The following is a 21324-nucleotide window of genomic DNA, read 5'->3' on the forward strand; positions in this document are numbered from 1 at the left end:
GAGCCATCGTGCCAAGAGTCGAGGTAGACGCGGCGGATCGCGGCCGACCCCCTGACGCTATTTCGAATGTTGTGACCATTTGGATTTTGTGAGTATCCTAATTTGGGTTGTCCAGGGAAGGGGCAGTGATGGTTCGGCTGACTTGGGGGGCGGTGTGCTCGAACTTTCCGAGCAGGCCTGCGCCGGGTGGCGGGGACGAGCGCCGGCTCTTGCCACGCGGTATGGATCTGAGGCCCGGGATCTGACAATGGCGACTCGGCACCTGTACGTGATGCGGCACGGCGCGGCGGACCCGTTCGGCGAGTTGACCGATGTCGGGCAGCGGCAGTCGGAACTGGTCGGGGAGCGCCTGGCCGGCCTGCCGGTCGATGCCGTGTGGCATTCGCCCCTTCCCCGGGCAGTGCGCTCCGCCCAGATCGTAGGTGAGCACCTGCCGGGCGTCGCCGTGCGGGAGGCGGCCGAGCTGATTGACCACGTGCCGCACGTGCCGGACGAGATGCCCCCCGCGTGGGCGGGGTTCTTCGATGGATACGACGCCGCGGAAGCCGCCGCGGGCGCAGCCCTTGCGGATGCACTGATCGGCAGGTTCGCGCGCCCCGCCGAAACCGAGACCCACGAGGTCCTGGTAACCCACGCCTACCCGGTGGCCTGGCTGGTGCGGCACGCCCTCGACGCGCCACCGGCGCGGTGGCTGGGGCTGAACTGCGGAAACACGGCGCTGACGGCGATCGAGTATCGCGACGGTGTAGCGCCGACAGTGCTGTTGTACAACGACATGGGTCACCTTCCGCCTGACCTGCGTTGGACGGGGTTCGGGCCCGGCGCGCGGCCATGAGCGGCGGTGTGGCAGAAAGCCGCAGCAGCCGGTTGCCTTCATCGTCATCGATCTCACGTACGCGAACCCGTTCAGCCACACGCGGAGTCTGAAGCGATCACGCCGACCAAGGTAGGACCTCAATCGGCGTGTCACCACGAAACGGGGCAAACCCAAGCTGCTACCGCACTAGTCATGACGAAGTACGGCATGGGCGGCACCGAGGCGCCGGGCTTCGTCGCGTTCGGAGCGGTCGCCCGATACGTCGTCAGCCCATTCGAGTAGCCGACGCAGGTGGACGCCGGCCGTGGTCGTGACGATGCGGGGGCTGCCGAGGGCGACCTCGCCACCGGTCCCGTCGATGGTGACGAGGGTGCCCTCACCGATGGTGCGCCCACCGGCTCTCACTGAGGCGATGTCAACGGTGAGGTCGCCGATCCCCACGACAGCGGGTTTTCCCATCGCTCGTGCGACGACCGCGGCGTGGCTGGCCGGCCCGCCACGGGCGGTGACGATTCCGGCGGCGACCGCCAGGCCGCGCATGTCGTGCGGGGAGGTCTCCGGCCGTACCAGGATGACCGGGCCGTCCCCGGCCATGCGCACTGCCCTGTCGGCCGTGGTCGCCACCCTGCCCACCGCGACACCGGGACAGGCGCCCAGCCCTCGGGCCAGGATGTCGACCTGCTCGGTTGTCGCTATCCGGGGTGTGCGGACGTGCTGGAGATGCCGCGGTGAGATCCTGAGCAGCGCTTCGTGACGTCCGATCACACGCTCGTCGGCGAGGTCGGTCGCCACGCGGACAGCGGCCCCCCCGACGAACCGGCCAGGCCGGACCTGAAGAATCCACAGCTCCCCGGCCTGGAAGGTGAACTCGACGTAGCACGCGTCGCGGTAGTGCCCCTCGACCCGGCTCAGGGCATCGAGGAGGCCGGTCCACACCGCCGGTTCCCGGTCGGCGAGTTCGCGCAGGGGCCGGGTCAACGATCTGCCGGAGACGACGTCTTCGCCCTGGTGTCCGAACAGCACTTCGCCGAACGGGACGTTCTCCCCGGTGTTGGGGTCGCGGCTGAACGCGACTCCGGTGCCGCTGTGGTCATCGCGGTTCCCGAACACCATCGTCTGCACGATCGCGGCTGTGCCGAGATCGTGCGGGACGTCATGCAGCTCGCGGTAGGTTCGCGCGCGCGGTGTGTCCCATGACGAGAACACGGCCTTGACCGCCAGCTCCAGCTGCCGGGTCGCGTCGTCCGGAATCGGCCGGCCACATCGTTGCCGGATGAGGTCCTCGATCGCTCCGATCCGTGCCTCCTCGTCGCCGGTTCCTCGCCCACGGGCTCCGCCGCCGTCCACGTCCTGGTTGGTGATCGCAGCGGCGAAGCTGGACAGGAACCGCAGCCGCGAATTCAGCGCGAACCGCGAGTCGCCCGTCTCGGCCGCCAACCCGGCGGTGGCTCCGGTCGTGAGACCGAGGTTGAGGATCGTGTTCATCATGCCGGGCATCGACACGCCGGCCCCGGAGCGAACGGACACCGCCAACGGCACCTGTGCTCCCCCGAAGCGGCGCCCGGTGGCGGCTTCGAGGTCGGTGACGGCTGTCGCGAGTTCGTCGTCGAGTCCGTCGGGAAGACGCCCGTCACGCAGGAACGCGCGACATGCCTCTGTGGTGACCACGAACCCGGCAGGCACCGGCAACCCCAGACGGCGGAGGACCAGGAGGCCGTGTGCCTTGCCGCCCAGCGTCTCCGCCGTCTCCTCGACCCGCGTGGAGAGCGGGCGAATCCATCTCATCCCCATCGGGGGATCCCGAGTGTGGCGAGCAGGTCTTCGTGCAGCTCGGCCCACACGGTGTGGTACGACGCGGTGTTGTCGGCCACGTACTCCAGCGCGCCGGAGCCGGCGCGATCGAGGGCTTCGGTGAGGCGGGCTCGGTAGCGGCCGAATCGAGGCAATGCCGCGGACAGCTCGGCGCCGACGACGGCGGCACGCTGGTCGAACTCGACGAATCGGGCGAGGACGCGGGCGTCGTAGGAGGGATCGCCGTGGTCGTTGGCGGTCATGACACCGTCGATGGACCGGAGTTGCCATGCCGTGCAGAGGTCGAGCAGTTCCGGGTTGAGCACCAGAAAGCCGTCGAACGCCGCGGTCACGGCGGTGCGAGCACCGGCTGACTCCAGCTCGTCGGTGATCCGTTCGGCGTCTACGGCACGGCCGGTGTCCGACAGACTCCACCCGCCGAAGTCGCCGGCCATATGCGTGACGAGACCGACGACCGCGAGATCGATCAGCTCGGACTCGACGTCGGATTCACCGAGACCCGTGGCACTGGCCAGGCGGGCGAGGCCGGCGGCGCCGCCGCAGCGCAGGGCGTGGAGGACCAGCAGGCCGGTGCCGGTCGCGGGAAGCTCGGGCCGGGTCATGTCCGGGTACTCCGCGGCTGCGTGCCGTTCGAAGCGTCGGCGGTCGATGCCGCGTACGCGGCGCCTCGCCCGTGGGCTCGGGCGACGATCGCGCCGCCCCGGACGCGTACGGCGGCCTCTGTCTCGTCGTCGAGGTCGGTCAGGCCGATCGCCGACGCGGTCAGGGCTCCGTCATCGAGGACCAGCCGAACGCGCTGCCAGGCTTCGGGAGCGAACACCCGCCGCAGGCAGCCGAGGAGGTCGGTGATCCTGAGCCGTACCAGGCGGCCCGTCTCGGCGGAGTCATTCGTGACGACGACCACCGTCACCTGCTCGCCGGGCCGAGCGGAACGGACGGCTTCCTCGGCGGCGGCGAGACGACCGGCACCCAGCACCGCGATCAGACCGTCGGCGCCGAAGTCGACCCGATCCCCGCTGATCTGATTCGCGAGTTCGGTGGGCGGATCCCATGCGTCCCCACACGGTTGTGCCGGAGCGACATAGGGCAGATACGACGGCGTCCATGTGTCGGCGAGATCGATCCCGGACAGATGCGCACAGGCACGCGCCAGGTCGAAGGGGTCACCGAATCCCGGTGCGCTCTCAGCCAGGTGACCCGAGCCGTCCAGCAGTGTCAGCACCAGTTCGGCCAGCCGTACGCGTCGCACCGGCATCGCATGGGCCGGTTCGCACGATTCCAGCGCGATGGCGAGCAGTAGCGCCTCCAGCCGGACAACCTGCGCCAGCACCGTGCGCCCGTGCTCGTCATCGAGGACGCCGACCAGCGAGCGCAGGTGCAGCCGCCCTCCCGAAGCCGTGTCGCCGACCAGGGGCAGCCGTTCAAGCCAGGTCCGGGCGAACACGCCCAGCACCTCGGCCGGCGACGTCGGTGATGTCGGCGACGTCGGAGGCTCACCCGAGGTGGCGCTCTCGACCATGTCGATCAGCACCGCCAGATACAGCGCGCGCTTGCTCGGGAAGTTCGAGTACACCGCCCCGCGGGTCAGCTCGGCCCGCTCGGCGATCCGGTCGACCTTGGCCAAGGCGTAGCCGTGCTCGGTGAACTCCTCCCTCGCCGCCGCCAGCACGGACCTCCGGGTGCGCTCCTGCTGCTGCACCCGAGTCAGTCGAACCATCGCAGTTCCTTTCCCTAGATCGCTGGCATTAGGATACTCTCAAAATTCAGATGTTAAGAACATTTGAGTTGCGAAGCGACTTGAGATGAGGGATGGTGACGGTGATCGATCATGGGTTCGAGACCGAGGGACTGGCCAAGAGATTCGGCAAGGTCACCGCGCTCGACGGGGTCAGTCTGGCCGTCCCGCGCGGGCAGGTGCTCGGCCTGCTGGGACCCAACGGTGCCGGCAAGACCACCGTGATCCGCATCCTTGCGACCCTGCTGCGTCCCGACAGCGGACGCGCATCCGTGGCCGGGTTCGACGTGGCACGCCGGCCGGGACAGGTACGTCGGCGGATCGCACTGTCGGGCCAGCACACCAGCGTGGACGAGGAGCTGACCGGGCTGGCGAACCTGGTCATGATCGGCAGGCTCCTCGACCTGCCCCGGCCGCAGGCTCTCCGGCGCGCCGCGGAGCTGCTGGCCCGTTTCGGTTTGGCGGACGCGGCGAAGAGGCCGGTGGCCGGCTACTCCGGTGGCATGCGCCGCCGCCTCGACCTGGCCGCGAGCATGGTCGGACGCCCCGAGGTGGTCTTCCTCGACGAGCCCTCGGTGGGCTTGGATCCCGGCAAGCGCGACGAGCTGTGGCAGATGATCCGCGGCCTGAGCGCCGACGGCGTCACCGTCCTGCTGACCACCCAGTACCTCGAAGAGGCCGACGCCCTCGCCGACGCCATCACCGTCATCGACCAGGGACGGGTCATCGCCTCCGGCACTCCCGCGGACCTGAAACGAGAAGTCGGCGGGCACACCATCGCCGTGCGGCTGAACGACCCCGGCGTCACCGACGCGGCCGCCGCCATCCTGGCCGATGTCACCGGCCGGACCCCGGAACGCGCCACCCGCCACGAGTTGGTCGTGCCCGTCGCCGGCGACGAGGACTTCTTCGAGATCACCGCCCGGCTGCGCGAACACCGCATCGGCGTCTCCGAACTGTCGCTGCGTCTGCCCAGCCTCGACGAGGTCTTCCTCGCCCTGACCGGAACACCTACCACCGCCAACGAACCAACGAAGGCCGCCTGATGACCGCCACCGTGTCCAGCACCGAACAACCGCGTACCCGGCCGCTCGCCTGGCTCCGGCACAGCCTCGTGCTCGCCCGCCGCAGCCTCGCCAAGACCACCCGCAACCCCGGCCCGATCATCAACGGGGTCGTCACACCCGCCCTGTTCATGGTGCTCTTCCTCTACCTCTTCGGCGGATCGGTGGCCGGCTCCACCGCCGGCTACCTCCAGTACCTCTTCCCCGGCATCCTCGTCATGGGCGCCGGCCTCGCCGGGATGGTCTCGACCGGCACCAACATCAACCTCGACCTCAAGAACGGCGTCACCGACCGGTTCCGCAGCCTGCCCATCAGCCGCCTCGCGCCCCTGCTCGGCTCCGTGCTGGCCGACATCGTCCGCTACCTGCTCGCCGTCGCCATCCTCTTCGCCATCGGCGCACTCCTCGGCTTCCGCGTCCACGGCGACCTCGCGGCCGCCCTCGCCGCCGCCGGCCTGGCCATCGGTTTCGGCTTCTGCCTCAGCTGGGTCACCGTGTTCGTCGGCGTCCTGGTCAAGAACGCCGACACCGTCCTGGCGATCAGCTTCATCAGCTTCCTGCCCTTGCAGCTCGGCACCAGCCTTGCCGCTCCGGTCGAGACCCTGCCCGGCTGGCTGCGAACCTGGGCCGAGATCAACCCCGTCACCCACGTCATGAACGCCTGCCGCGCCCTTCTCAACGGCACCCCGGTCGGCGGCACCGTCACCACCACGCTCATCTGGTGCGCGGCCCTCTTCGTGGTGTTCTGCCCCCTGGCCATCCGCGCCTACAGCCGCCAACAATGACCCGGCCGGTTTTCGGGGTAACTCCTGATCTCGGCCCCTCAAGGTGTCGAATGTCAGCCAATTGAGCCAGCCTGTGCGCAGGTAATTGAGCCACTCGGGGCGAAGTGCTCACGAAGAACACTTGCGCCATTCGGGTGGGATCGTCCGCTTCCCAATCACGTATGGCACGCTCGTCAACGGGGTGATGTCATGTGGTGGCGGTGGCTTGCCGAAGCATGATCGCTGCCCCGTGGGCGGCCGTGGCGGAGATGAACAGTTCGCCGGTGGCGGCTTGCTGGGGACGGATGCCCTGGGTGGCCAGGAGGTGTTCGGTGGCGGCGAGGTCGGTGACTTCGATGGTATAGGCGCTCAGGGCGGGCAGGCTGTGTGCTCGCTCGCCCGGCAGTCGTGCGGTGAGTCCGGCAGGGCTGGTGATCGTGAGCCGGCCGGTGTCGAGGTCGAAGCGCCTGGATGAGCCATCGCGGTGAGCGGCAATCCCGAGATAGCGCTCGTAGCGCTCGGCGACGAGGTCGAGGTCGTCGTCGGTGACGCAGAGGAGGCATTCGGCCAGGGCGACCGCGCCGTTGGGGTGGTCGAGGCCGATTTGGGCGTCTAGCACTGCGGGTGGGGCGTCTTCGACGGCACCGATACGGCCTTCGGGAGCCATGCCATCGGCGGATGCCTGGTCGTGGTTGATCTCTAGGTATTTGATCGCTTCGAGTCTGGTGCCTTCGGCGGTGGTGATCGGCCGCTGGGCGGCGAGAGCCCCGCTGTGGCTGATGCCGGCCGTATCGAGTTCGGCGGCGGTCTTGTCGGCGTTGGTGGTGGCGAACATGAGGATGTGGGCTCCCTCGGACCGGTCAAGTCGGTCGGCGAGACCCGCGAGCGTTCCCCGCATGGCCTCCCTGGTCGCATCGAGCCGGTCGTCCGGGATGTGCAGCGGGACGAGCATGGCTTCGGCGGGAAGGCGTTCGCGGTCTGAGGGGGCAAGGGCGAGCAGTTCGATGAAATTGCGGGGGAAGTCGGCGTGGGTGTTGCCCGCGCCAATCGGCTCCGGTGCCGCGCCGGGGGCGGGGGGCAGCGCGGGGTAGGCCGGCGGGCCGATGCGGAAGCCCAGCCGGCGGAAAGTGTCGATCGCGGCGCTCATGTCGCGGACGACGAGGCCGATGTGGTGGAGTCCGGGGATGTCGCTGCTGGCCATGCGGGCGGGCCCTTCGGGTTGACGTGCAGGATGTCAGTCGGTGGCGGTGCCATAGGCGGTGCGGTGAAATTCGTCTTTGAGGCGCTCGAAGGCAGCGACGACCTGCGGTGCGGCGGCGGCGTAGCGCTCGGTTGAGGGATGCCTGGCCGGTTCGAAGGAACGGCGGATGACGTCGGCGAGTTGGTCGGCCTGGTGTTCAAGGGTGAAGCGCGCATCGTCGGGCGCGAGCGGAGTGGCGGCGAAGAAACCGTAGGCGATCGCTTGCGCGGTGAAGTCGACGTCGGCCAGGTCCTGGTCCGGTCGCAGGAGGCGGTGGTCGCGCAGGGCGGCCAGATGGTCGTGTGCGGCGACGAGCTTGGACTTCAGGAGTTCGGCCCGCCCCGGATGCTTGGCGAGGACGCCGAAGTCGGCATGATTTGCGACGAAGAGGGACTTCAGGATGGGACGTCGCGTGGCCTCCAGAAAGTGTCGCCGGAAGTAGCGGTGCAGGGCGGCCTCGGTCGGGTCGATGCGGATCGCGGCTACGACGGTCTCAAGCATCGCGGCGGCCTCGCGAGCGCCCACGGCCAGCAGCAGGTGTTCACGGCTGGCCCAGTGCAGATAGACCGTCCCCTTGCCGACGCCGGCTCGTCTTGCGATCTCCTCGATGCGCAGCTCGCGTCTGCCGACGACGGGCAGCAGCGTTGCTGCGGCATCCAGGAGTGCGTCGGCGCGTTGATGTAGATCTGCTCGCTGCGTCCTGGCCACGATCGCCTCCGGCGTCCACCAAACTCGTGACCAGAACAGTAACACGGTCACGAGTTTTAAAGCCCAGCGAAGTCAGGCGATCGTCGGCCTGTGCTACTTGTCGTCCCTCGCGCGTCCTGACGTGCTGGTCTTGCCGGGTCGCTTGTTCGGCCGGTAGCTGGGGCCGTCCATGAAGACCCGATAGCTGGTGTTGATCAGCCGGTCCAGGAGCGACTCGGCGACGACGGGGTTGGGGAACTGCCTGTACCACTCCTCGGGCGCCCGGTTAGAGGTGATGATCATGGACTTTCCGGAGCGTTCGCTGATCAGCTCGTAAAGGTCGTCGGCTTGGGCGGCGGTGAGTTCGCGCATGCCCCAGTCGTCCAGGATGAGTAGGGCGGGCCGGGCCAGTTCAGCCAGCCGCTTGGGCCAGGTGTGGTCGGCGTGCCCGCCCGCCAGGTGTGACAGTGCGCGGGAGGTCTTGATAAACCGCACGTCCAAGCCGTGACGGATGACCAACTGGCCCAGAGACTGGGCGATATGCGACTTTCCGACCCCGACCGGCCCGAACAGAATGATCGATTCTCCGGCGTGGAACCAGCGCAACGCGGCCAGGTCACGCAGCTGGGCGGCGGGTAGTTTCGGCGAGGCGGCGAAGTCGAAGCCCTCCATGGTGACCGGCTCGTCGAAACGGGCTTTGCGCTGGCGCCGGGCGATGGCCGCAGACTCCCTGCGGGAGATCTCGTCCTCACACAAGACCTGCAGGAAGTCGACATGACCCAGTTCGCCGGCCCTGGCTTGGGCCAGGCGGGCCTCCAGGGTGTCGAGCATGCCGCCAAGTTTGAGGGTGCGCAGAGCCTTGTCCAGCGCGCCGAGCTCGATGTTGGTGGCCATGGTTCGTATCCTTTCGATGGTGAATTTCAGGCTCCCGTGCCCGTTGTTTGGCGACAGGCCGGGCGCGGGAGCCGCTGATGCGCAGTGCCGGTCAGGACGCTTCGAAGGTCCGGGCGTCGTGCAGTGGCACGACGTTGTCGTAGGCCGACATGTCGGCGAACAGTTCCTGCGGGCCGCGCAAGAACGCTCCCGCGCCGTCGTCTCCGGCCGGGCGGCCGTCGCGCAGGTGTTCCAGGTCGGCGGCCAGGATGCCCTTGATGGTGCGGTAGGACGGGTCGCCGGCGGCCAGCGCCTTGAGGCAGGCGGCTTCCAGCCGCTCGGGGTTGTGCTTGTCGGCCATCGCCAGGACCCCTTGGGCTGAGCGAAGGTGATACAGGGCGTGGTCGGCGAGGAGTTCGTCGATGACCGCGACGCAGCCTGGTCCGATCTCGGTGGCCTTCTTGCGGCACCAGGCGGGCGAGCGCATGTGGAAGGCGATCTTCTCCGGCGGGTAGTCGGTCAGGTCGGTCTGCTTGCCCCGCGGTTTGCGCACGTGTGTCTTGACCAGGACGCCGTCGTAGAAGAACTGCACCAGGTTCACGGTGACCCGCGCGGCCAGGTGCTTGCCGATGTACTTCCACGGCACGGAATACAGCACCTTGTCCACCGAGCAGTGGATGTCGGGGCCGACCTTGGCGCGGAACCAGCGGGCCAGCTCGAACGGCTGGTGCGGCATCGGCCGCAGCTTGGGTTGCTCCACGCTCTGGAACACCGTCAGCGGAGCCGCCCCATCCAGCGGGCGGCAGGCCCGCTGCCCGGCCACCTCCACACACCAGCGCAGGGCGTCCGCCTCCATGCCGGCAATGGACATGAAGCTGTCCTCCCGGCCGCGCCAGAAACTGTCGCGGATATACGGCATCGGCCGCTCGATCTGCGGCTTGTCCTTGGGCTTGCCGCTGCGGGCCGGATCGATCAGCACCCGGTAGTGCACGCCGAGTTCGGCATACGATTTGTTGATTTTCGGGTCGTAAAGATCAGGCCGGTCCACTCCGGTTTTGAGGTTGTCCGGCACGATCCGCGCCGGAGCGCCACCGAAGAACTCGAACGCCTCCACGTGGGCTTGGCACCAGGCGTGCTGATCCATCGTGATGACCGGTTTCACGAACAGGTGCCTGCTGCAGCACAGCACGACGGCGAAGGCCCAGATGTGGTGGCGGCGGCCGGACTGCGGGTCAATCCAGACTCCGAGCCGTCCGTAGTCGACCTGCGCTTCCTCACCCGGACGAGGTGGTTCTAGACGCAGCACGGTCACCTGCGACCTGCGCACCTCTTCAGGCAGATTGGCCCCGACCCATCGCCGCAACGACGCCGATGAGCAGGCCAGCCCCTGCTCATCGCGCAGCCGCTGATGGATGGTGGCCATCGTGACCCCACGCTTGAGCTGATCGACGATGTAGTCCCGGTGCTCGGCGATCGCCGGCCAGCTCACCCGCCGCAGTCGCCCGTCCTGCAGGTCGGGAAACCACCGGTGGATATGTTCGGCCCACTCCGCCTCGGCGACCGGTGGCCCACCGGGACGTATCCCCTCGGCAAGGGCCGGTGTCACGTACTTGGCGACGGTGTTGCGGGACACGCCCAGACTGTCGGCGATCTCCCGGCCCGTCCGACCCGCGTACCAGTGCATCAAGATCTCAGCAATGTCGATCACGTGGAACGACCTCCGCGCCATCATCGGCATCCCCCCGAAATCCCTTGAAGGGACCAACAGAAGGATCATGGACGCCGATGACCAAGTCCAGGCGACACGCACACGTCGTGACCTGGCTCAATAACCTGATCGACCCTCTGGAAGGTGGCTCAATTATCTGCTCAGCAAAGCCTCAATCTGGCTCAATAACTTGATCGCTGACACTCAAGGGTTCCGGGCGGTTTCAGCGCTAATGTGCTGTCTGTCCGGAGCCCTCGTAGCACCCCGCTCCGGCTCGCCTGCCTCCGCGCGGCGGCCAACGCGATCAGGAGCGGGTACGAGTGGCGTGCTGTGGGCCATTGCCTCTGCTCCACAACACGGCACGCGTGTCAGACGGTCAGGAGGCGGTTTCGGCCTGCGGGATGGTCGGTTCCGGGTAGACCTGCTCGACGCGGTCGCGCCGGGTGTACATGTCCCAGTAGCACTCGGCGATGTCGTCCGGGTCGACGACCGGGAACTCGATGCCCTCGAACGCCGTGAAGTCATCCGCGGTGTCGTGCTTGGCCGGGGCGTTCTCGCTGCGGGCGATGGCCGCCGCGACGGCGAGCGTTCCGGCGTAGACGCCGGTGCCCGCCAGTTCGCCATTGAGCGAGTACAGGTAGTTGCGGGCCGCGGCCATCACCGGGCCCGGGCCGCTGAAGTGGGCACTCGGCAGCACCGCGGAGAGGCCCTGTGTCAGCAGGAACGCGCCCTCGCCGCGCTCGGTCATCTCCGGCAGCACGGCCTGGACCACCTCGACCGGGGTGAGCAGGAACAGCGGGATCAGTGCTTTGAGCGTGGCCGCGTCCAGCTTGGTGGCCGAGGTGAAGCTCTGACCGGCGGGGACCGGGCCGTACTCGACCACGTCGATCCTGCCGAACCGCTCCCGAATGGCGTTGACCACCGTGGGAACCTGGGCGGGCTCGGTCAGATCGGCGGAGAAGGCGGCGGCTTCGATGCCCTCGTCGGCAAGCTCCGCGACGAGGGCGTCCAGCCGGTCCTTACGGCGGGCCACCAGGGCCACCCGGAAGCCTTCGCGCCCGAAACGGCGGGCCATCGAGACGCCAAGCCCGGTACCGGCACCGAAGACGGCGATCACTTTGGACATGAGGTTGCTCCTTGCTGCCTGAATTAACTTGACCAGTGGGTCAACTTGGCTTTTCGACGGTAGCATGAAACTTGACCCCCGGGCCAAGTTGAGTCCCGGCGGGATGCGACCGTGAAGGTCGCCGACCAGGACCAGGAGGAACAACCGGATGCGGGCCGACGCGGAACGAAACGCGGGCAAGCTGCGAGCAGCCGCGGCCGAGCTCTTCCAGGAGCGCGGCCTTCAGGTGCCGCTGAAGGAGATCGCCCGCCGGGCAGGCGTTAGCCACGGCACCCTCTACAACCTCTTCGGCAGCCGTGAGGCGCTCATCGACGAGGTGGTGGCCGACCTCGCGGCGGACCGGCTCGACGAGGTCGGCAAGTATGCCCTGGCCTGCGAGGACGCCTGGGATGGGTTCGCGTACTACATCGAGAGGATCTGTGAACTGCAGGCCACCGATCCCGCGCTCGCCGACGTACTGAGCGGCCGCTACCCGGGCGCCGAACGCCTGATGACCCTGTGCGGCAGGGCGAGCGACGCCGCCACGCGGATCATCGAGCGAGCCCAGCGGACCGGAACTCTGCGCCCGGATTTCACCGGCGAGGACCTCGCGTTCACTTTCGGTGCCATCGCCCTGCTCGCCCGCGCCGGCGCCGACGCCGCCCCCGATGTCTGGCGTCGCAGCATCACGTTCCTACTCGACGGCCTGCGCACCGAAGCCGCCCGCCACCCGCTCCCCGTCGGCCCGGCGACACCGCAACAGGTCTACGAGGTGTTGGGCAGGCTCACCGGCACGCCATAGCGGGCCGGTACGGCATACACATGTGTCGTCTGGCGGTGGCGCCGTCGTCGTCGGCCACATCGAGCATGGATGTGCTCCCCGAGCTCGATCCCAGGAACTCGCCCAGCGGATGAGGATCCTGCAAACCGCCGAGGCCGAGTTCGGGCCGCCGCCCTTCGATGACAACGCCGCTCGCGAGTACGGCCGGTTGTGGACCGCCGTCATCGCCTCCGGACGCAAACCCCGCCCCCGAGTGGCGATTTCCTCGCAGCGCGTTCGCGACCTCCAATGAGGAACGGAGCATTAGGCAAGGGATGGTGGCGGTAAGCGATCGCGGGTTCGAGACCGAGGGACCGGCCGAAGCCTTCGGTGCGGCAGGGAGTGGCCGACGATTCCCCGGCTCCTTCAACGGCCGCCGCCGGCTCGGAGCTGAAGCCCTCGATCGGCGGTGCGCCCCGGAGTGGGGGGACGCACGGCGCATCGGTCAGGCGCCCCAGATCTCGGTGACCAGGGCGATGGCGTAGTCGTCGGAGGGGAGCGGGGTGGTGCAGCCGAGCATGGCCAGGGCCATCGCGGCGTGGGCGGAGGCGATCTCGGTGAGGCTCAGCACACCCCCGGGGGAGTACCAGCGGGCCACTCCGGTGCACATTTCAAGCAGGGCCAGCCGGGCGACCCTGACGTCGGGGACGCGGAAGACCTGGGCGGCGCAGCCCGCTTCGACGATCTCGCGCCAGATGTGTTCGTACGCGTCGCGGAGGGCGAGCACGTTGTCCCTGCGCTCCGGCGTCAGCGCTCTCAGCTCGTTGTCCACCACGATCGTCTCCTCTTGGCGCAGCGCGTGCGCGGCGACGTGCATCCGGACCAGGGCCGCCAGGGTCTCGGCCGGGCCGTCGCCGCATTCGACGAGCCGCCGGGCGGCGGTGACGAGCCGAATCAGGCTGGTCTCCATGATCTCGGTGAGCAGGTCGTGCTTGGTACCCATGTAGTGGTAGAGCGAGGCCGAGGAGAGCCCGGCCGCCTCGGCGAGCTCCCGGATTCCCGTGCCGTGAAAGCCCTTCTCGGCGAACAGCCGGACGGCCGCGCCGCGTACCCGCTCGTCGGTGTCCCGCGTCGAGGGGCTCACGCGTCCACCAGCCCGAAGCCGGGCTCCCCGGTGGTCGGCGCCCACCGGTACCGGGTCCAGCCGCCGACCGGGCCGGCGCCGAGCGCCTGGTAGAACGCCTCGGCCGAGGTGTTGCCGTGCGAGACGTCCCACTCGACCCGGCCGGTGGTCAGGCTTCGCAGGAACGCGAGCAGTTCCCGGCCGAGGCCGTGCCGGCGGTACCCGGGCTTGACGTAGAGGTCCTCAAGCCAGATCCCGCGTCTGCTCGCCCAGGTCGAGAAGGTCGGATACCAGAGCGCGCACCCGGCGGTCTCCGAGGAGCCCTCCGGTGAGGCGATCAGCGCCCGGCCCACCCGGTGCGGGCCGAAGAGGGTCGTGTGGAGCTCGTCCCGGTGCAGGGTCATCTCGCCGCCCTCGTGGTCGGCGTGCGCGAGGAGCATCGCGCAGATCTCCTCGAAGTCTGCCGGTTCTGCGTGACGTACGGACATCGGGGCTCCTGGAGAACATGGGGTGCGGGCATCGAGGGTCCTAGAGAAGGGGGCCGAACGCGAACTCCCCGCCCACCATGGTGGCGACGACCTCGATCTCGCGGATACGGGCGGGGTCGACGGTCGTGGGGTCATCGGACAGGATCGCCAGGTCGGCGAGCTTACCCGACGTGATGCTGCCTTTGACGCGCTCGTCGAATCCGGCGTAGGCGGAGCCGAGCGTGTAGGCGCGCAGCGCGTCCAGCGGGCCGACCGCCTCGTGCGGGGCTAGGGGTTCGCCGCTCTGGGTCCGCCGGTTGACCATGTCGTGGATGCCCAGCAGTGGCGCACCCCGTACGACGGGGCGGTCCGAGCTGCCGGGCACCACGAGGCCGGCGTCGAGGAACGAGCGGTGCCGGTAGCACCAGTCCACTCGGTCCTCGCCGAGCGCGGCGCGCATGCCGTCGCCGATCTGCCCGACGAAGGCGGCCTGCGGCACCGGGACCACCCCGAGCATGGCGAGCCTGCCGAGCTGGTCGGGACGGGTGACGCCGCAGTGCTCGATCCGGTGGCGGGAGTCCTCACGCGGGTGCCGGGCCTGGGCCTCCTGGTAGCAGTCGAGCACGAAGTCGACGGCCCGGTCGCCGATGGCGTGGGTGGCGACCTGCCAGCCCGCGGCGTGCGCGCTGAGGATACGGTCGCGCAGTTGTGCCTCGTCGGCCTGGAAGTAGCCTTGGTTTCCCGCGTCGTCGGCGAAGTCGCAGCACATCGCGGCGGTCCGGCCGATCAGCGAGCCGTCGGAGAACACCTTGACGGCGCCGAGCCGGAGCCGGTCGTCGCCGAAGCCGGTACGCAGCCCGAGACCGAGGCCGCCGGGATGCACGGTGTCGGAGGTGACCATGAGCTGAACCCGGACGGGCAGCAGCCCGCGCTCCAGGGCCTCCTGGTAGGCGGCGGCCTCGTCGGGCGCGTGGCCGATCCAGCCGAGCCCGATCCCGGCCTCGGTGCAGGAGGTGATCCCCTCCCGGAGATAGTCCCGGGCCGCTGTGGAGATCGCCTCCACGAGCTGCCCGCGCGGGTACGGGTACCGCAGGGCCTGGACGAGCAGCTGGGCCTGTTCTTCGAGCAGCCCGTTGGGACGGCCATCGTCGTCCAGGGAGATGATCCCGCCCGAGGGCACGGCGGCGCCGCCGAGCACGCCCGCTTCCGTGAGCGCCCTGGAGTTGACCACCGACATGTGCGCCGAGGTGTGCCGGAGCAGCACCGGGTGTCCGGGCGCCGCCCGGTCGAGGGCGTCGCGGTGGGGGTGCCCACCGGTCTTGTTCTGGTCGTAGCCGGAGCCGACGATCCAGCTGCCGTCCGGCTGGGTCCTGGCCCGGTCGGCGACCGCGGCGTAGATCTCCTCAAGCGAACCCGTCGCGGACAGGTCCAGTTCCCCGCGCGAGAGCCCGTACAGGACCATGTGATTGTGCGCGTCGTTGAAACCGGGCACCACGGTGGCGCCTTCGAGGTCCTCCACCCAGGTGGCCCTGACGCCGTCGAGTTCCTCGTCGAGTCCCACGACACGCCCGTGGTGGATGCCGATCCGGCGGGCTCCCGGCCGTGCCGGGTCGATCGTCACCGCGTTCACGTTGGTGAGAATGGTGTCGATGCGCATCTAGACCTCGCTCACGACCACGAGCGAGCGGAACCAGGAGGTCCACGGCCTGGCCGTCCCACTTACCGGGTCGATCTTCACGATCGCCCGGCGGCCTCGTGCGACGGTGGTCTCGCCGTCGGCGCAGTGCCAGCGGTGAACCGCGCTGGTCCGTCCCACATGTTCCAGCCACAGTTCGACGCGGAGCACGGTGGGCGCGGTGACGGGGGCGAGGAACTCGGCGGAGAACTCCCGCACGGCGTAGACGATGTCCTCGTGCCGCTCCTCGACGTGCCGCCATCCCCGGCCCAGCGCCTCGAACCAGGCAGTCAGCGCGCGCTCCACGTGTACGGCGTACCTGCTGTTGTGCAGGTGGCCGTTGACGTCAAGCTCGTCGAAGTGGACCGGGCTCTCCCAGCTGAAGTGCGCCGTCATCGCCACACCCCCTCGGCCCGGTCGTAGGAGCCCTCCGCGTCACGCGGCAGCTGCCCCTTCGAGACGCGTTCCGAGGCGGTCAGCGGAAGCTCCTCCCGGAACTCCCAGTAGCGGGGCACCTTGAAATAGGCGAGCCGCTCGGCGCAGAACTCGGCGAGGTCGTCCGGTGACACCTCCTGGGACAGGGTTATGTACGCCTTGACCTCCTCACCCCGCAGGTCGTCGGGGACCGGCACCACCGCGGCGAGCCTGACAGCCGGGTGCCGGTGCAGGACCTCCTCCAGCTCGGCCGCGGAGATGTTCTCGCCACTACGGCGGATCATGTCCTTGAGACGACCGGCGTAGTAGACGCGTCCCGCCGCGTCCTGCCGGACGAGGTCGCCGGTGGGGAACCAGCCGTCGCGGAACGGGCTCGGCAGGCCGAGGTATCCGGCCATCACCCCGGCTCCGCGCAGCATGAGCTCACCGGTCTCCCCGGGCCGCACCTGAGCGCCGTCCGGGTCGGCCACGCGGATCTCACGGTGCGGGAGCGGGCGGCCGATGCAGCCCGTGCCGACGGCGATGTCATGGTCCTCCGGGCCGACGCGCAGGTCGGCGCCCGTCTCGGTCATGCCGAAGGCCTCGAACCAGGGGACCCCCCAGCGTTCCTCCAGCACCGCGTGGAGCGCGGGCGGGATCGCCGAGCACTGGACCACGCGGACGCGGTGGTCACGGTCACGCGGGTGCGCGGGCATTCGCAGCAGCAGCGTGGGCATGAGCCCGAGGCAGTAGAAGTAGGTGACCTCGTGTTCGTGGATCCTGTCCCAGAAGGTCGACGGGTGGAACCGGTCGAGGATCACCAGCCGGGAGCCGGACAGCAGTGCCGCGGCCACGTTCCACTGTGGATCGACGTAGTGGAACGGCTGGCAGGTGAGCATCACGTCGTCCGGGCCCAGGTTCGGGAACGAGGAGACCATGCTCGCGGCCAGCTCGGTCCAGTAGCGGTGCGGCAGCATGCAGCCCTTGGGCAGGCCGGTCGTGCCGGAGGTGTACTGGATGTTGAGCAGGTCGTCCGGCCTGGTCTCGTCGAGCACCGAGGGGGCCGGCTCGGGCAGGTTCTCGACGAACATCGGCACGACGGGCAGCCGCCCGGCCAGGGTGGCGAACTCGGCCGTGGTCACCAGGAGCTTCGCGCCGGAGTCGGTGATCAGATGCCCGGCGTCGTGGCTTCTGTAGTTGACGTTGACGGGCACCATCGCCGCGCCGAGGCGGCCGAGCGCCAGCCAGGTCAGGGGGAACTCGGGGACGTTGCGCAGCAGCACCGCGACCCGGTCGCCCCTGCCGATCCCGTACCCGGCGAGGATTCCGGCGAGCTCGGCGGTGCGCTGCTCGACCTCGGCGAAGGTGAGAGAGACACCGAGCGCGTCGAAGACCCAGGCCGTCCTGTCGGGCCAGCGGGCGGCGGCGTCGCCGACCGCCGCGGCGAGTGTCACGGGGTGAACTCGGGCGGCGTCGCCGGTGGTCGCGGCGAGCGTCATCGGATGAACTCCGCGCGTGGCGCGGCGTGCTCGCCGGTCCTCTCGGTCAGCAGCGCGCCGCCGACCTCGCGGGCCAGCGCGTCCTCGACGGTGCCGTCGGTTCCCTCGTCCACCAGGCGCTTGGCCAGGGCCAGCGCGAACGCGGGCTTGGCGGCGAAGGCCGCGGCGAGGTCGAGGGCGGCGCTCTCGTGCCGGCCGTCGGGGACGACCCTGGTCACCAGGCCCAGCCGGTGCGCCCGCGCCGCGTCGAACCGTTCGCCGAGGAGCACGAGCTCCTTGGCCTTGATCGGCCCGACGGCCAGAGTGAGCAGCCGGGAGATGCCGCCGGTGACGCTGAGGCCCACGGCGACCTCGGGGAAGCCGAACTGAGCGGACTCGGCCGCGACGACCAGGTCGCAGCCGAGCGCGAACTCGCAGCCCGCGCCGAGCGCGTAGCCGTGGACAGCCGCGATCACCGGGAAGGGCGCCCGGCGGATCCTGCGGGTCACGTCCTGGATCCGGTCGAGCCGCTCGCGACCGGCGATCGGGTCGAGTGGCTCGGGCTCGTCCTTGAGGTCGTGGCCCGCGCAGAACGCCCGGCCGTTGCCGGCCAGTACGAGCGCGCGCACCCGCGCCGCGCAGGCCTCGTCGAAGGCGGCGAGCAGGTCGTCCACCAGGCCGGGGGTGACCGCGTTGAGTCGGTGCGGGCGGTTCAGACGGATCACGCCCGTCTCGCCGACCAGGGTGAACTCGGCGGTCGCTGAGCTGACAGTCACTGGCACATCCTCAGAGACTTTCGATCGATCGATCGATCGACTGTGTCTCAATCTAGGGACTACTCCGAACCCGCGTCAACGGAAGAATCAGCTCAGATCGGTGGGCAGTCGCTCAGTCCGGGGGCGTTTGGATCAGGGAGTGGCGGCTCAGGCCCGAGATTCGACTGTCCGTGACCTCCCGCGGGGGAGGAGGGGCCCCTCGGACCGGGTCAGGCCGGTGGGAGCTGCCCGGATATCGGAGTAGCCAGTCAGGCCAGCGAGAATCCGGCCAGTCCCAGCTCGTCCTCGACGGCCCGCGACAGCCAGGTCATCGCCTGCTTCTTGGTGATGCTGCGCTGCCGGACGACCATCTGCACGGATAGGCCGTCGAGGAACGCGGTGATCCGTCCCGCCGCTCCCTCGGGATCGTCGCACCGGAACTCCCCGGCCGAGACACCCTCGGCGATGAGGTCCGCGATCACCTCGCGCCAGCGGCTGTCGAGCTCGCGCAGGATTTTGCGGAGCTCGGGCACCCGTAGCGACGCCGACCACCCGTCGATCCACAGCACCCAGCCGGGCGCCGTGCCGGACGGCGCGTACAGCCGCAGGGCCGCGCGCAGGCGCTCCGGTGCCCCGGCGGATCGGGTGTGGATGGCCGCCAACTGCGCCAGGTCCTGCTGCGCGGCGTAGATGAACACCTCGGTGACCAGGCGTTCCTTGGTCTCGAAGTGATAGAAGACCAGCGCCTGGCTGATGTCCAGGCGGGCCGCCACGTCCGCCACCCGGACACTGGCCAGGCCCCGCTCAAGCACCTCGGCCATCGCGGCGGCCAGGATCTCCTCACGCCGGGCTTCGGGTCGTTTGCGGGCCACCCGCGACACGGTACTCAATTCCCGCCCCCGACGGCGTCGATCACGAACGCGAGGATCTCGGCCTCGTAGCGGTGGCGGGACTCCCGCCCGGCCGGGCCGGTATGGGCTCCGGCACCGGTCTCCGCGCGGAAGAGCACTCGGCCACCGCCGGTCGCACGCAGCTTCGCGACCCATTTGGCGGGCTCGTGCACCCCCACCCGGGGATCGTGGAGGCTGCCGGTGACCAGCAGGTCGGGGCGCGGATCCGGAGGGACGTTGTCGTACGGGCTGTAGGCCAGGATCCAGGCGTGGGCGTCCGGCTCCCGAGGGTCGCCCCACTCGTCCCACTCGTTGATCGTCAGGGGGATCGTCGGATCCAGCATCGTGGTCAGGCAGTCGACGAAGGGGACCTCGGCGATCACAGCCCGCCACCGGCCGGGCGCCTGGGAGTACACCGCGCCCTGCAGGAGCCCCCCGGCCGAGAGCCCTCGGGTGACGATCGGCCCGGCCCAGCCGTTCGCGGTGAGCATGTCCGCCACGGCCAGGTAGTCGGTGAACGTGTTGGCCTTCGCACCGAGCCGTCCCTGCGACCACCAGGTCCTGCCACCCTCGCCACCGCCTCTGACGTGCGCGATGGCGTAGACGAACCCGCGGTCGAGCAGGCTGGGGATGCCCGGCTCGAACTCCGGCCAGAAACAGGACTCGTAGGCGCCGTAGCCGTTGAGGAGGCAGGGGGCGGTACCGTCGCGCTCCAGTCCCCGGCGGTAGGCGAGCGTGACGGGGATCGGCGTCCCGTCGGCAGCCCTGGCGTGGACCCGCTCGGTGACGTAGGCGGAGGGGGCGTGGCCGGGCACCTCCTGACGTTTGAGCAGCCGCCATTCCCCGGTGTCCAGGTCGACGGCGTGCCAGGCGGGCGGATCGATCAGTGACTGCACCTGGACGACCACCTCGGTCGCGGGGTACTCCGCGTTCACGCCGAGGTCGAGCGCCATGTGCTCGGGCACGGTGACCAGCCGCTGAACGCCGGTCTCCCGGTCCACGACGCGCAGCCGGGTCGTGCCGCCGTGCCGCTCGGTCACCACCAGATGTCGCGCGAACGCGTCGCATCGCACGATCCTGGTGTCCGCCGATCCGGCGATTACCTCCTGGCCGGTCCCCTCGACCAGCCGGAACTCCTCCGCGTCGTCGTTGGTCACCAGGTAGAACCGGTCGCCGCCGTGCTCCACGGAGTATTCGATGCCGCGCCGGCGCGGCCGGACCACCTGCGGCGGGGCCTCCGGGGCGCTCGCCGGGATCAGCAGCGTCTCCGTGGTGTCGCGGCTGGCGGCCTCGATGAGGATGTACTCGCCCGACCGGGTGGCCCGCACCGTGATCTCGAACCGGGCGTCGTCCTCCTGGAAGACCAGCACGTCCGGGACGTTCTGGCCATCGCCGATCCGGTGCCGCCAGACCTGGAACGGCCGGTAGAGCTCGTCGTGGACGACGTAGAACAACACGTCCGAGTCCGCCGACCAGGCCGCGCCGTAGTAGGTCCGCGGGATGCGGAGCGGAAGGTCCTCTCCGCCTGTCAGGTCGCGGACGCGCAGCTCGTAGACCTCGTCCCCGGTGACGTCGACCGAGTAGGCGAGCATCGAGCCATCCGGGCTGACCTCGCGCACCCCCAGAGCGAGAAATCCCCCCGGAACGGACGGCAGCTCGTTCTCGTCCAGCAGTACGTCGACCGGAGAGTTAAGGCTGCGGAAACGACACAGCTGCTCGAAGTCTCTTCCCGGCACCGTCCTTGTGTAGTAGAAAGAGCCCCCATATCGCCAGGCTACTGACTTGTCACTCAGGAGTGTGCGGCTGGACAGCTCCCTGAGGAGCACGTCACGGAGGGAGTGGAGGTGTTCGGTCTGTTGGTCGTACATGGCCCGCTCCGCCTGGAGGTGCCTATAGAGAGCTGGGCTTTTATGGTCACGCATCCAGGCGTACGGGTCAGCGGAGCGGCTTTGCATGC

The 21324-nt window shown here is 69.3% G+C and carries 21 protein-coding genes; 5 read left to right on the forward strand and 16 right to left on the reverse strand.

Annotated elements, in window-relative coordinates:
• Positions 1–247 precede the first annotated feature (247 nt).
• A complete protein-coding gene (locus ACWD3H_RS23530) occupies positions 248–835 on the forward strand; it encodes a histidine phosphatase family protein (protein ID WP_451956471.1) in 588 nt (195 codons plus the stop codon).
• Positions 836–1003: 168 nt separating this feature from the next.
• Here the strand turns inward: ACWD3H_RS23530 and ACWD3H_RS23535 are convergent, their stop codons facing one another.
• The 3 genes from ACWD3H_RS23535 to ACWD3H_RS23545 are packed head-to-tail and all read right to left on the reverse strand — an operon-like array spanning position 1004 to position 4346.
• Positions 1004–2602, reverse strand: a complete 1599-nt coding sequence (locus tag ACWD3H_RS23535) for a pyruvate, phosphate dikinase (protein WP_451956472.1) — start codon at positions 2600–2602, stop codon at positions 1004–1006.
• Positions 2599–3231, reverse strand: coding sequence for a transcriptional regulator (locus tag ACWD3H_RS23540; protein ID WP_451956473.1), 633 nt, complete (start codon positions 3229–3231; stop codon positions 2599–2601). The genes ACWD3H_RS23535 and ACWD3H_RS23540 overlap by 4 nt, the downstream gene beginning before the upstream one ends.
• A complete protein-coding gene (locus ACWD3H_RS23545; protein WP_451956474.1) occupies positions 3228–4346 on the reverse strand; it encodes a TetR family transcriptional regulator in 1119 nt (372 codons plus the stop codon). The genes ACWD3H_RS23540 and ACWD3H_RS23545 overlap by 4 nt, the downstream gene beginning before the upstream one ends.
• Before the next feature lie 92 nt (positions 4347–4438).
• On the opposite strand from ACWD3H_RS23545, the gene ACWD3H_RS23550 reads away from it, so the two are divergent.
• Together ACWD3H_RS23550 and ACWD3H_RS23555 are read left to right on the forward strand one after the other, a co-directional pair.
• Positions 4439–5410, forward strand: coding sequence for an ATP-binding cassette domain-containing protein (locus ACWD3H_RS23550; RefSeq protein WP_451956475.1), 972 nt, complete (start codon positions 4439–4441; stop codon positions 5408–5410).
• On the forward strand, positions 5410–6213 hold the full coding sequence (locus ACWD3H_RS23555) for an ABC transporter permease (protein ID WP_451956476.1): 804 nt from the start codon (positions 5410–5412) through the stop codon (positions 6211–6213). The genes ACWD3H_RS23550 and ACWD3H_RS23555 overlap by 1 nt, the downstream gene beginning before the upstream one ends.
• A gap of 187 nt (positions 6214–6400) precedes the next feature.
• Here the strand turns inward: ACWD3H_RS23555 and ACWD3H_RS23560 are convergent, their stop codons facing one another.
• The 5 genes from ACWD3H_RS23560 to ACWD3H_RS23580 all read right to left on the reverse strand — a co-directional run bounded on the left by ACWD3H_RS23560 (position 6401) and on the right by ACWD3H_RS23580 (position 11826).
• Positions 6401–7393 carry a VOC family protein gene (locus ACWD3H_RS23560; RefSeq protein WP_451956477.1) on the reverse strand — a complete coding sequence of 331 codons (993 nt, stop codon included), beginning with the start codon at positions 7391–7393 and terminating at the stop codon, positions 6401–6403.
• 33 nt (positions 7394–7426) lie between these two features.
• The gene (locus tag ACWD3H_RS23565; protein ID WP_451956478.1) at positions 7427–8185 is read right to left on the reverse strand and encodes a TetR/AcrR family transcriptional regulator; all 759 of its coding nucleotides are present in this window, start codon (positions 8183–8185) and stop codon (positions 7427–7429) included.
• A 48-nt stretch (positions 8186–8233) separates the two neighbouring features.
• Positions 8234–9013 (reverse strand): IS21-like element helper ATPase IstB, encoded by a 780-nt coding sequence (istB, locus tag ACWD3H_RS23570; RefSeq protein ID WP_451956479.1) that lies wholly within the window; start codon positions 9011–9013, stop codon positions 8234–8236.
• Between the two features lie 91 nt (positions 9014–9104).
• Complete coding sequence (istA, locus tag ACWD3H_RS23575; RefSeq protein WP_451956480.1) at positions 9105–10700, reverse strand: IS21 family transposase; 1596 nt, start codon at positions 10698–10700, stop codon at positions 9105–9107.
• Between the two features lie 376 nt (positions 10701–11076).
• Entirely contained in the window at positions 11077–11826 is a 750-nt protein-coding gene (locus ACWD3H_RS23580) for an SDR family NAD(P)-dependent oxidoreductase (protein WP_451956481.1), read from the reverse strand.
• Between the two features lie 148 nt (positions 11827–11974).
• Here ACWD3H_RS23580 and ACWD3H_RS23585 point away from each other — a divergent pair, with 148 nt between their 5' ends.
• Both ACWD3H_RS23585 and ACWD3H_RS23590 read left to right on the forward strand, forming a co-directional pair.
• Entirely contained in the window at positions 11975–12607 is a 633-nt protein-coding gene (locus ACWD3H_RS23585) for a TetR/AcrR family transcriptional regulator (RefSeq protein ID WP_451956482.1), read from the forward strand.
• 109 nt (positions 12608–12716) lie between these two features.
• Positions 12717–12878 carry a hypothetical protein gene (locus ACWD3H_RS23590; RefSeq protein ID WP_451956483.1) on the forward strand — a complete coding sequence of 54 codons (162 nt, stop codon included), beginning with the start codon at positions 12717–12719 and terminating at the stop codon, positions 12876–12878.
• 192 nt (positions 12879–13070) lie between these two features.
• Here ACWD3H_RS23590 and ACWD3H_RS23595 read toward each other — a convergent pair whose 3' ends face one another.
• From ACWD3H_RS23595 to ACWD3H_RS23630, 8 genes are all read right to left on the reverse strand, one after another.
• Positions 13071–13709: a TetR/AcrR family transcriptional regulator gene (locus ACWD3H_RS23595; protein ID WP_451956484.1), complete on the reverse strand. Its 639-nt coding sequence runs from the start codon at positions 13707–13709 to the stop codon at positions 13071–13073.
• A complete protein-coding gene (locus ACWD3H_RS23600) occupies positions 13706–14176 on the reverse strand; it encodes a GNAT family N-acetyltransferase (RefSeq protein ID WP_355555493.1) in 471 nt (156 codons plus the stop codon). Before ACWD3H_RS23600 ends, ACWD3H_RS23595 begins: the two co-directional genes overlap by 4 nt.
• Positions 14177–14216: 40 nt before the next feature.
• Complete coding sequence (locus ACWD3H_RS23605) at positions 14217–15812, reverse strand: amidohydrolase (RefSeq protein ID WP_355555495.1); 1596 nt, start codon at positions 15810–15812, stop codon at positions 14217–14219.
• Positions 15813–16226, reverse strand: a complete 414-nt coding sequence (locus tag ACWD3H_RS23610; protein WP_451956485.1) for an acyl-CoA thioesterase — start codon at positions 16224–16226, stop codon at positions 15813–15815.
• Positions 16223–17743: an AMP-binding protein gene (locus ACWD3H_RS23615; protein ID WP_451956486.1), complete on the reverse strand. Its 1521-nt coding sequence runs from the start codon at positions 17741–17743 to the stop codon at positions 16223–16225. Before ACWD3H_RS23615 ends, ACWD3H_RS23610 begins: the two co-directional genes overlap by 4 nt.
• Positions 17740–18498: an enoyl-CoA hydratase/isomerase family protein gene (locus ACWD3H_RS23620; RefSeq protein WP_355555501.1), complete on the reverse strand. Its 759-nt coding sequence runs from the start codon at positions 18496–18498 to the stop codon at positions 17740–17742. Before ACWD3H_RS23620 ends, ACWD3H_RS23615 begins: the two co-directional genes overlap by 4 nt.
• A 248-nt stretch (positions 18499–18746) precedes the next feature.
• The gene (locus ACWD3H_RS23625) at positions 18747–19349 is read right to left on the reverse strand and encodes a TetR/AcrR family transcriptional regulator (RefSeq protein ID WP_451956487.1); all 603 of its coding nucleotides are present in this window, start codon (positions 19347–19349) and stop codon (positions 18747–18749) included.
• A gap of 14 nt (positions 19350–19363) precedes the next feature.
• Positions 19364–21322, reverse strand: coding sequence for a S9 family peptidase (locus ACWD3H_RS23630; RefSeq protein ID WP_451956488.1), 1959 nt, complete (start codon positions 21320–21322; stop codon positions 19364–19366).
• Positions 21323–21324: the final 2 nt, after the last annotated feature.

The organism is Streptosporangium sp. NPDC002607 (assembly GCF_053592655.1).

What these genes read in the sequence shown, in the direction of transcription:
- ACWD3H_RS23530 (WP_451956471.1), top strand. Translation starts at nt 248, where the DNA reads ATGGCGACTCGGCACCTGTACGTGATGCGGCACGGCGCGGCGGACCCG.
- ACWD3H_RS23535 (WP_451956472.1), bottom strand. Translation starts at nt 2,602, where the DNA reads ATGAGATGGATTCGCCCGCTCTCCACGCGGGTCGAGGAGACGGCGGAG.
- ACWD3H_RS23540 (WP_451956473.1), bottom strand. Translation starts at nt 3,231, where the DNA reads ATGACCCGGCCCGAGCTTCCCGCGACCGGCACCGGCCTGCTGGTCCTC.
- ACWD3H_RS23545 (WP_451956474.1), bottom strand. Translation starts at nt 4,346, where the DNA reads ATGGTTCGACTGACTCGGGTGCAGCAGCAGGAGCGCACCCGGAGGTCC.
- ACWD3H_RS23550 (WP_451956475.1), top strand. Translation starts at nt 4,439, where the DNA reads ATGGTGACGGTGATCGATCATGGGTTCGAGACCGAGGGACTGGCCAAG.
- ACWD3H_RS23555 (WP_451956476.1), top strand. Translation starts at nt 5,410, where the DNA reads ATGACCGCCACCGTGTCCAGCACCGAACAACCGCGTACCCGGCCGCTC.
- ACWD3H_RS23560 (WP_451956477.1), bottom strand. Translation starts at nt 7,393, where the DNA reads ATGGCCAGCAGCGACATCCCCGGACTCCACCACATCGGCCTCGTCGTC.
- istB (WP_451956479.1), bottom strand. Translation starts at nt 9,013, where the DNA reads ATGGCCACCAACATCGAGCTCGGCGCGCTGGACAAGGCTCTGCGCACC.
- ACWD3H_RS23580 (WP_451956481.1), bottom strand. Translation starts at nt 11,826, where the DNA reads ATGTCCAAAGTGATCGCCGTCTTCGGTGCCGGTACCGGGCTTGGCGTC.
- ACWD3H_RS23585 (WP_451956482.1), top strand. Translation starts at nt 11,975, where the DNA reads ATGCGGGCCGACGCGGAACGAAACGCGGGCAAGCTGCGAGCAGCCGCG.
- ACWD3H_RS23590 (WP_451956483.1), top strand. Translation starts at nt 12,717, where the DNA reads ATGAGGATCCTGCAAACCGCCGAGGCCGAGTTCGGGCCGCCGCCCTTC.
- ACWD3H_RS23600 (WP_355555493.1), bottom strand. Translation starts at nt 14,176, where the DNA reads ATGTCCGTACGTCACGCAGAACCGGCAGACTTCGAGGAGATCTGCGCG.
- ACWD3H_RS23605 (WP_355555495.1), bottom strand. Translation starts at nt 15,812, where the DNA reads ATGCGCATCGACACCATTCTCACCAACGTGAACGCGGTGACGATCGAC.
- ACWD3H_RS23610 (WP_451956485.1), bottom strand. Translation starts at nt 16,226, where the DNA reads ATGACGGCGCACTTCAGCTGGGAGAGCCCGGTCCACTTCGACGAGCTT.
- ACWD3H_RS23615 (WP_451956486.1), bottom strand. Translation starts at nt 17,743, where the DNA reads ATGACGCTCGCCGCGACCACCGGCGACGCCGCCCGAGTTCACCCCGTG.
- ACWD3H_RS23630 (WP_451956488.1), bottom strand. Translation starts at nt 21,322, where the DNA reads ATGCAAAGCCGCTCCGCTGACCCGTACGCCTGGATGCGTGACCATAAA.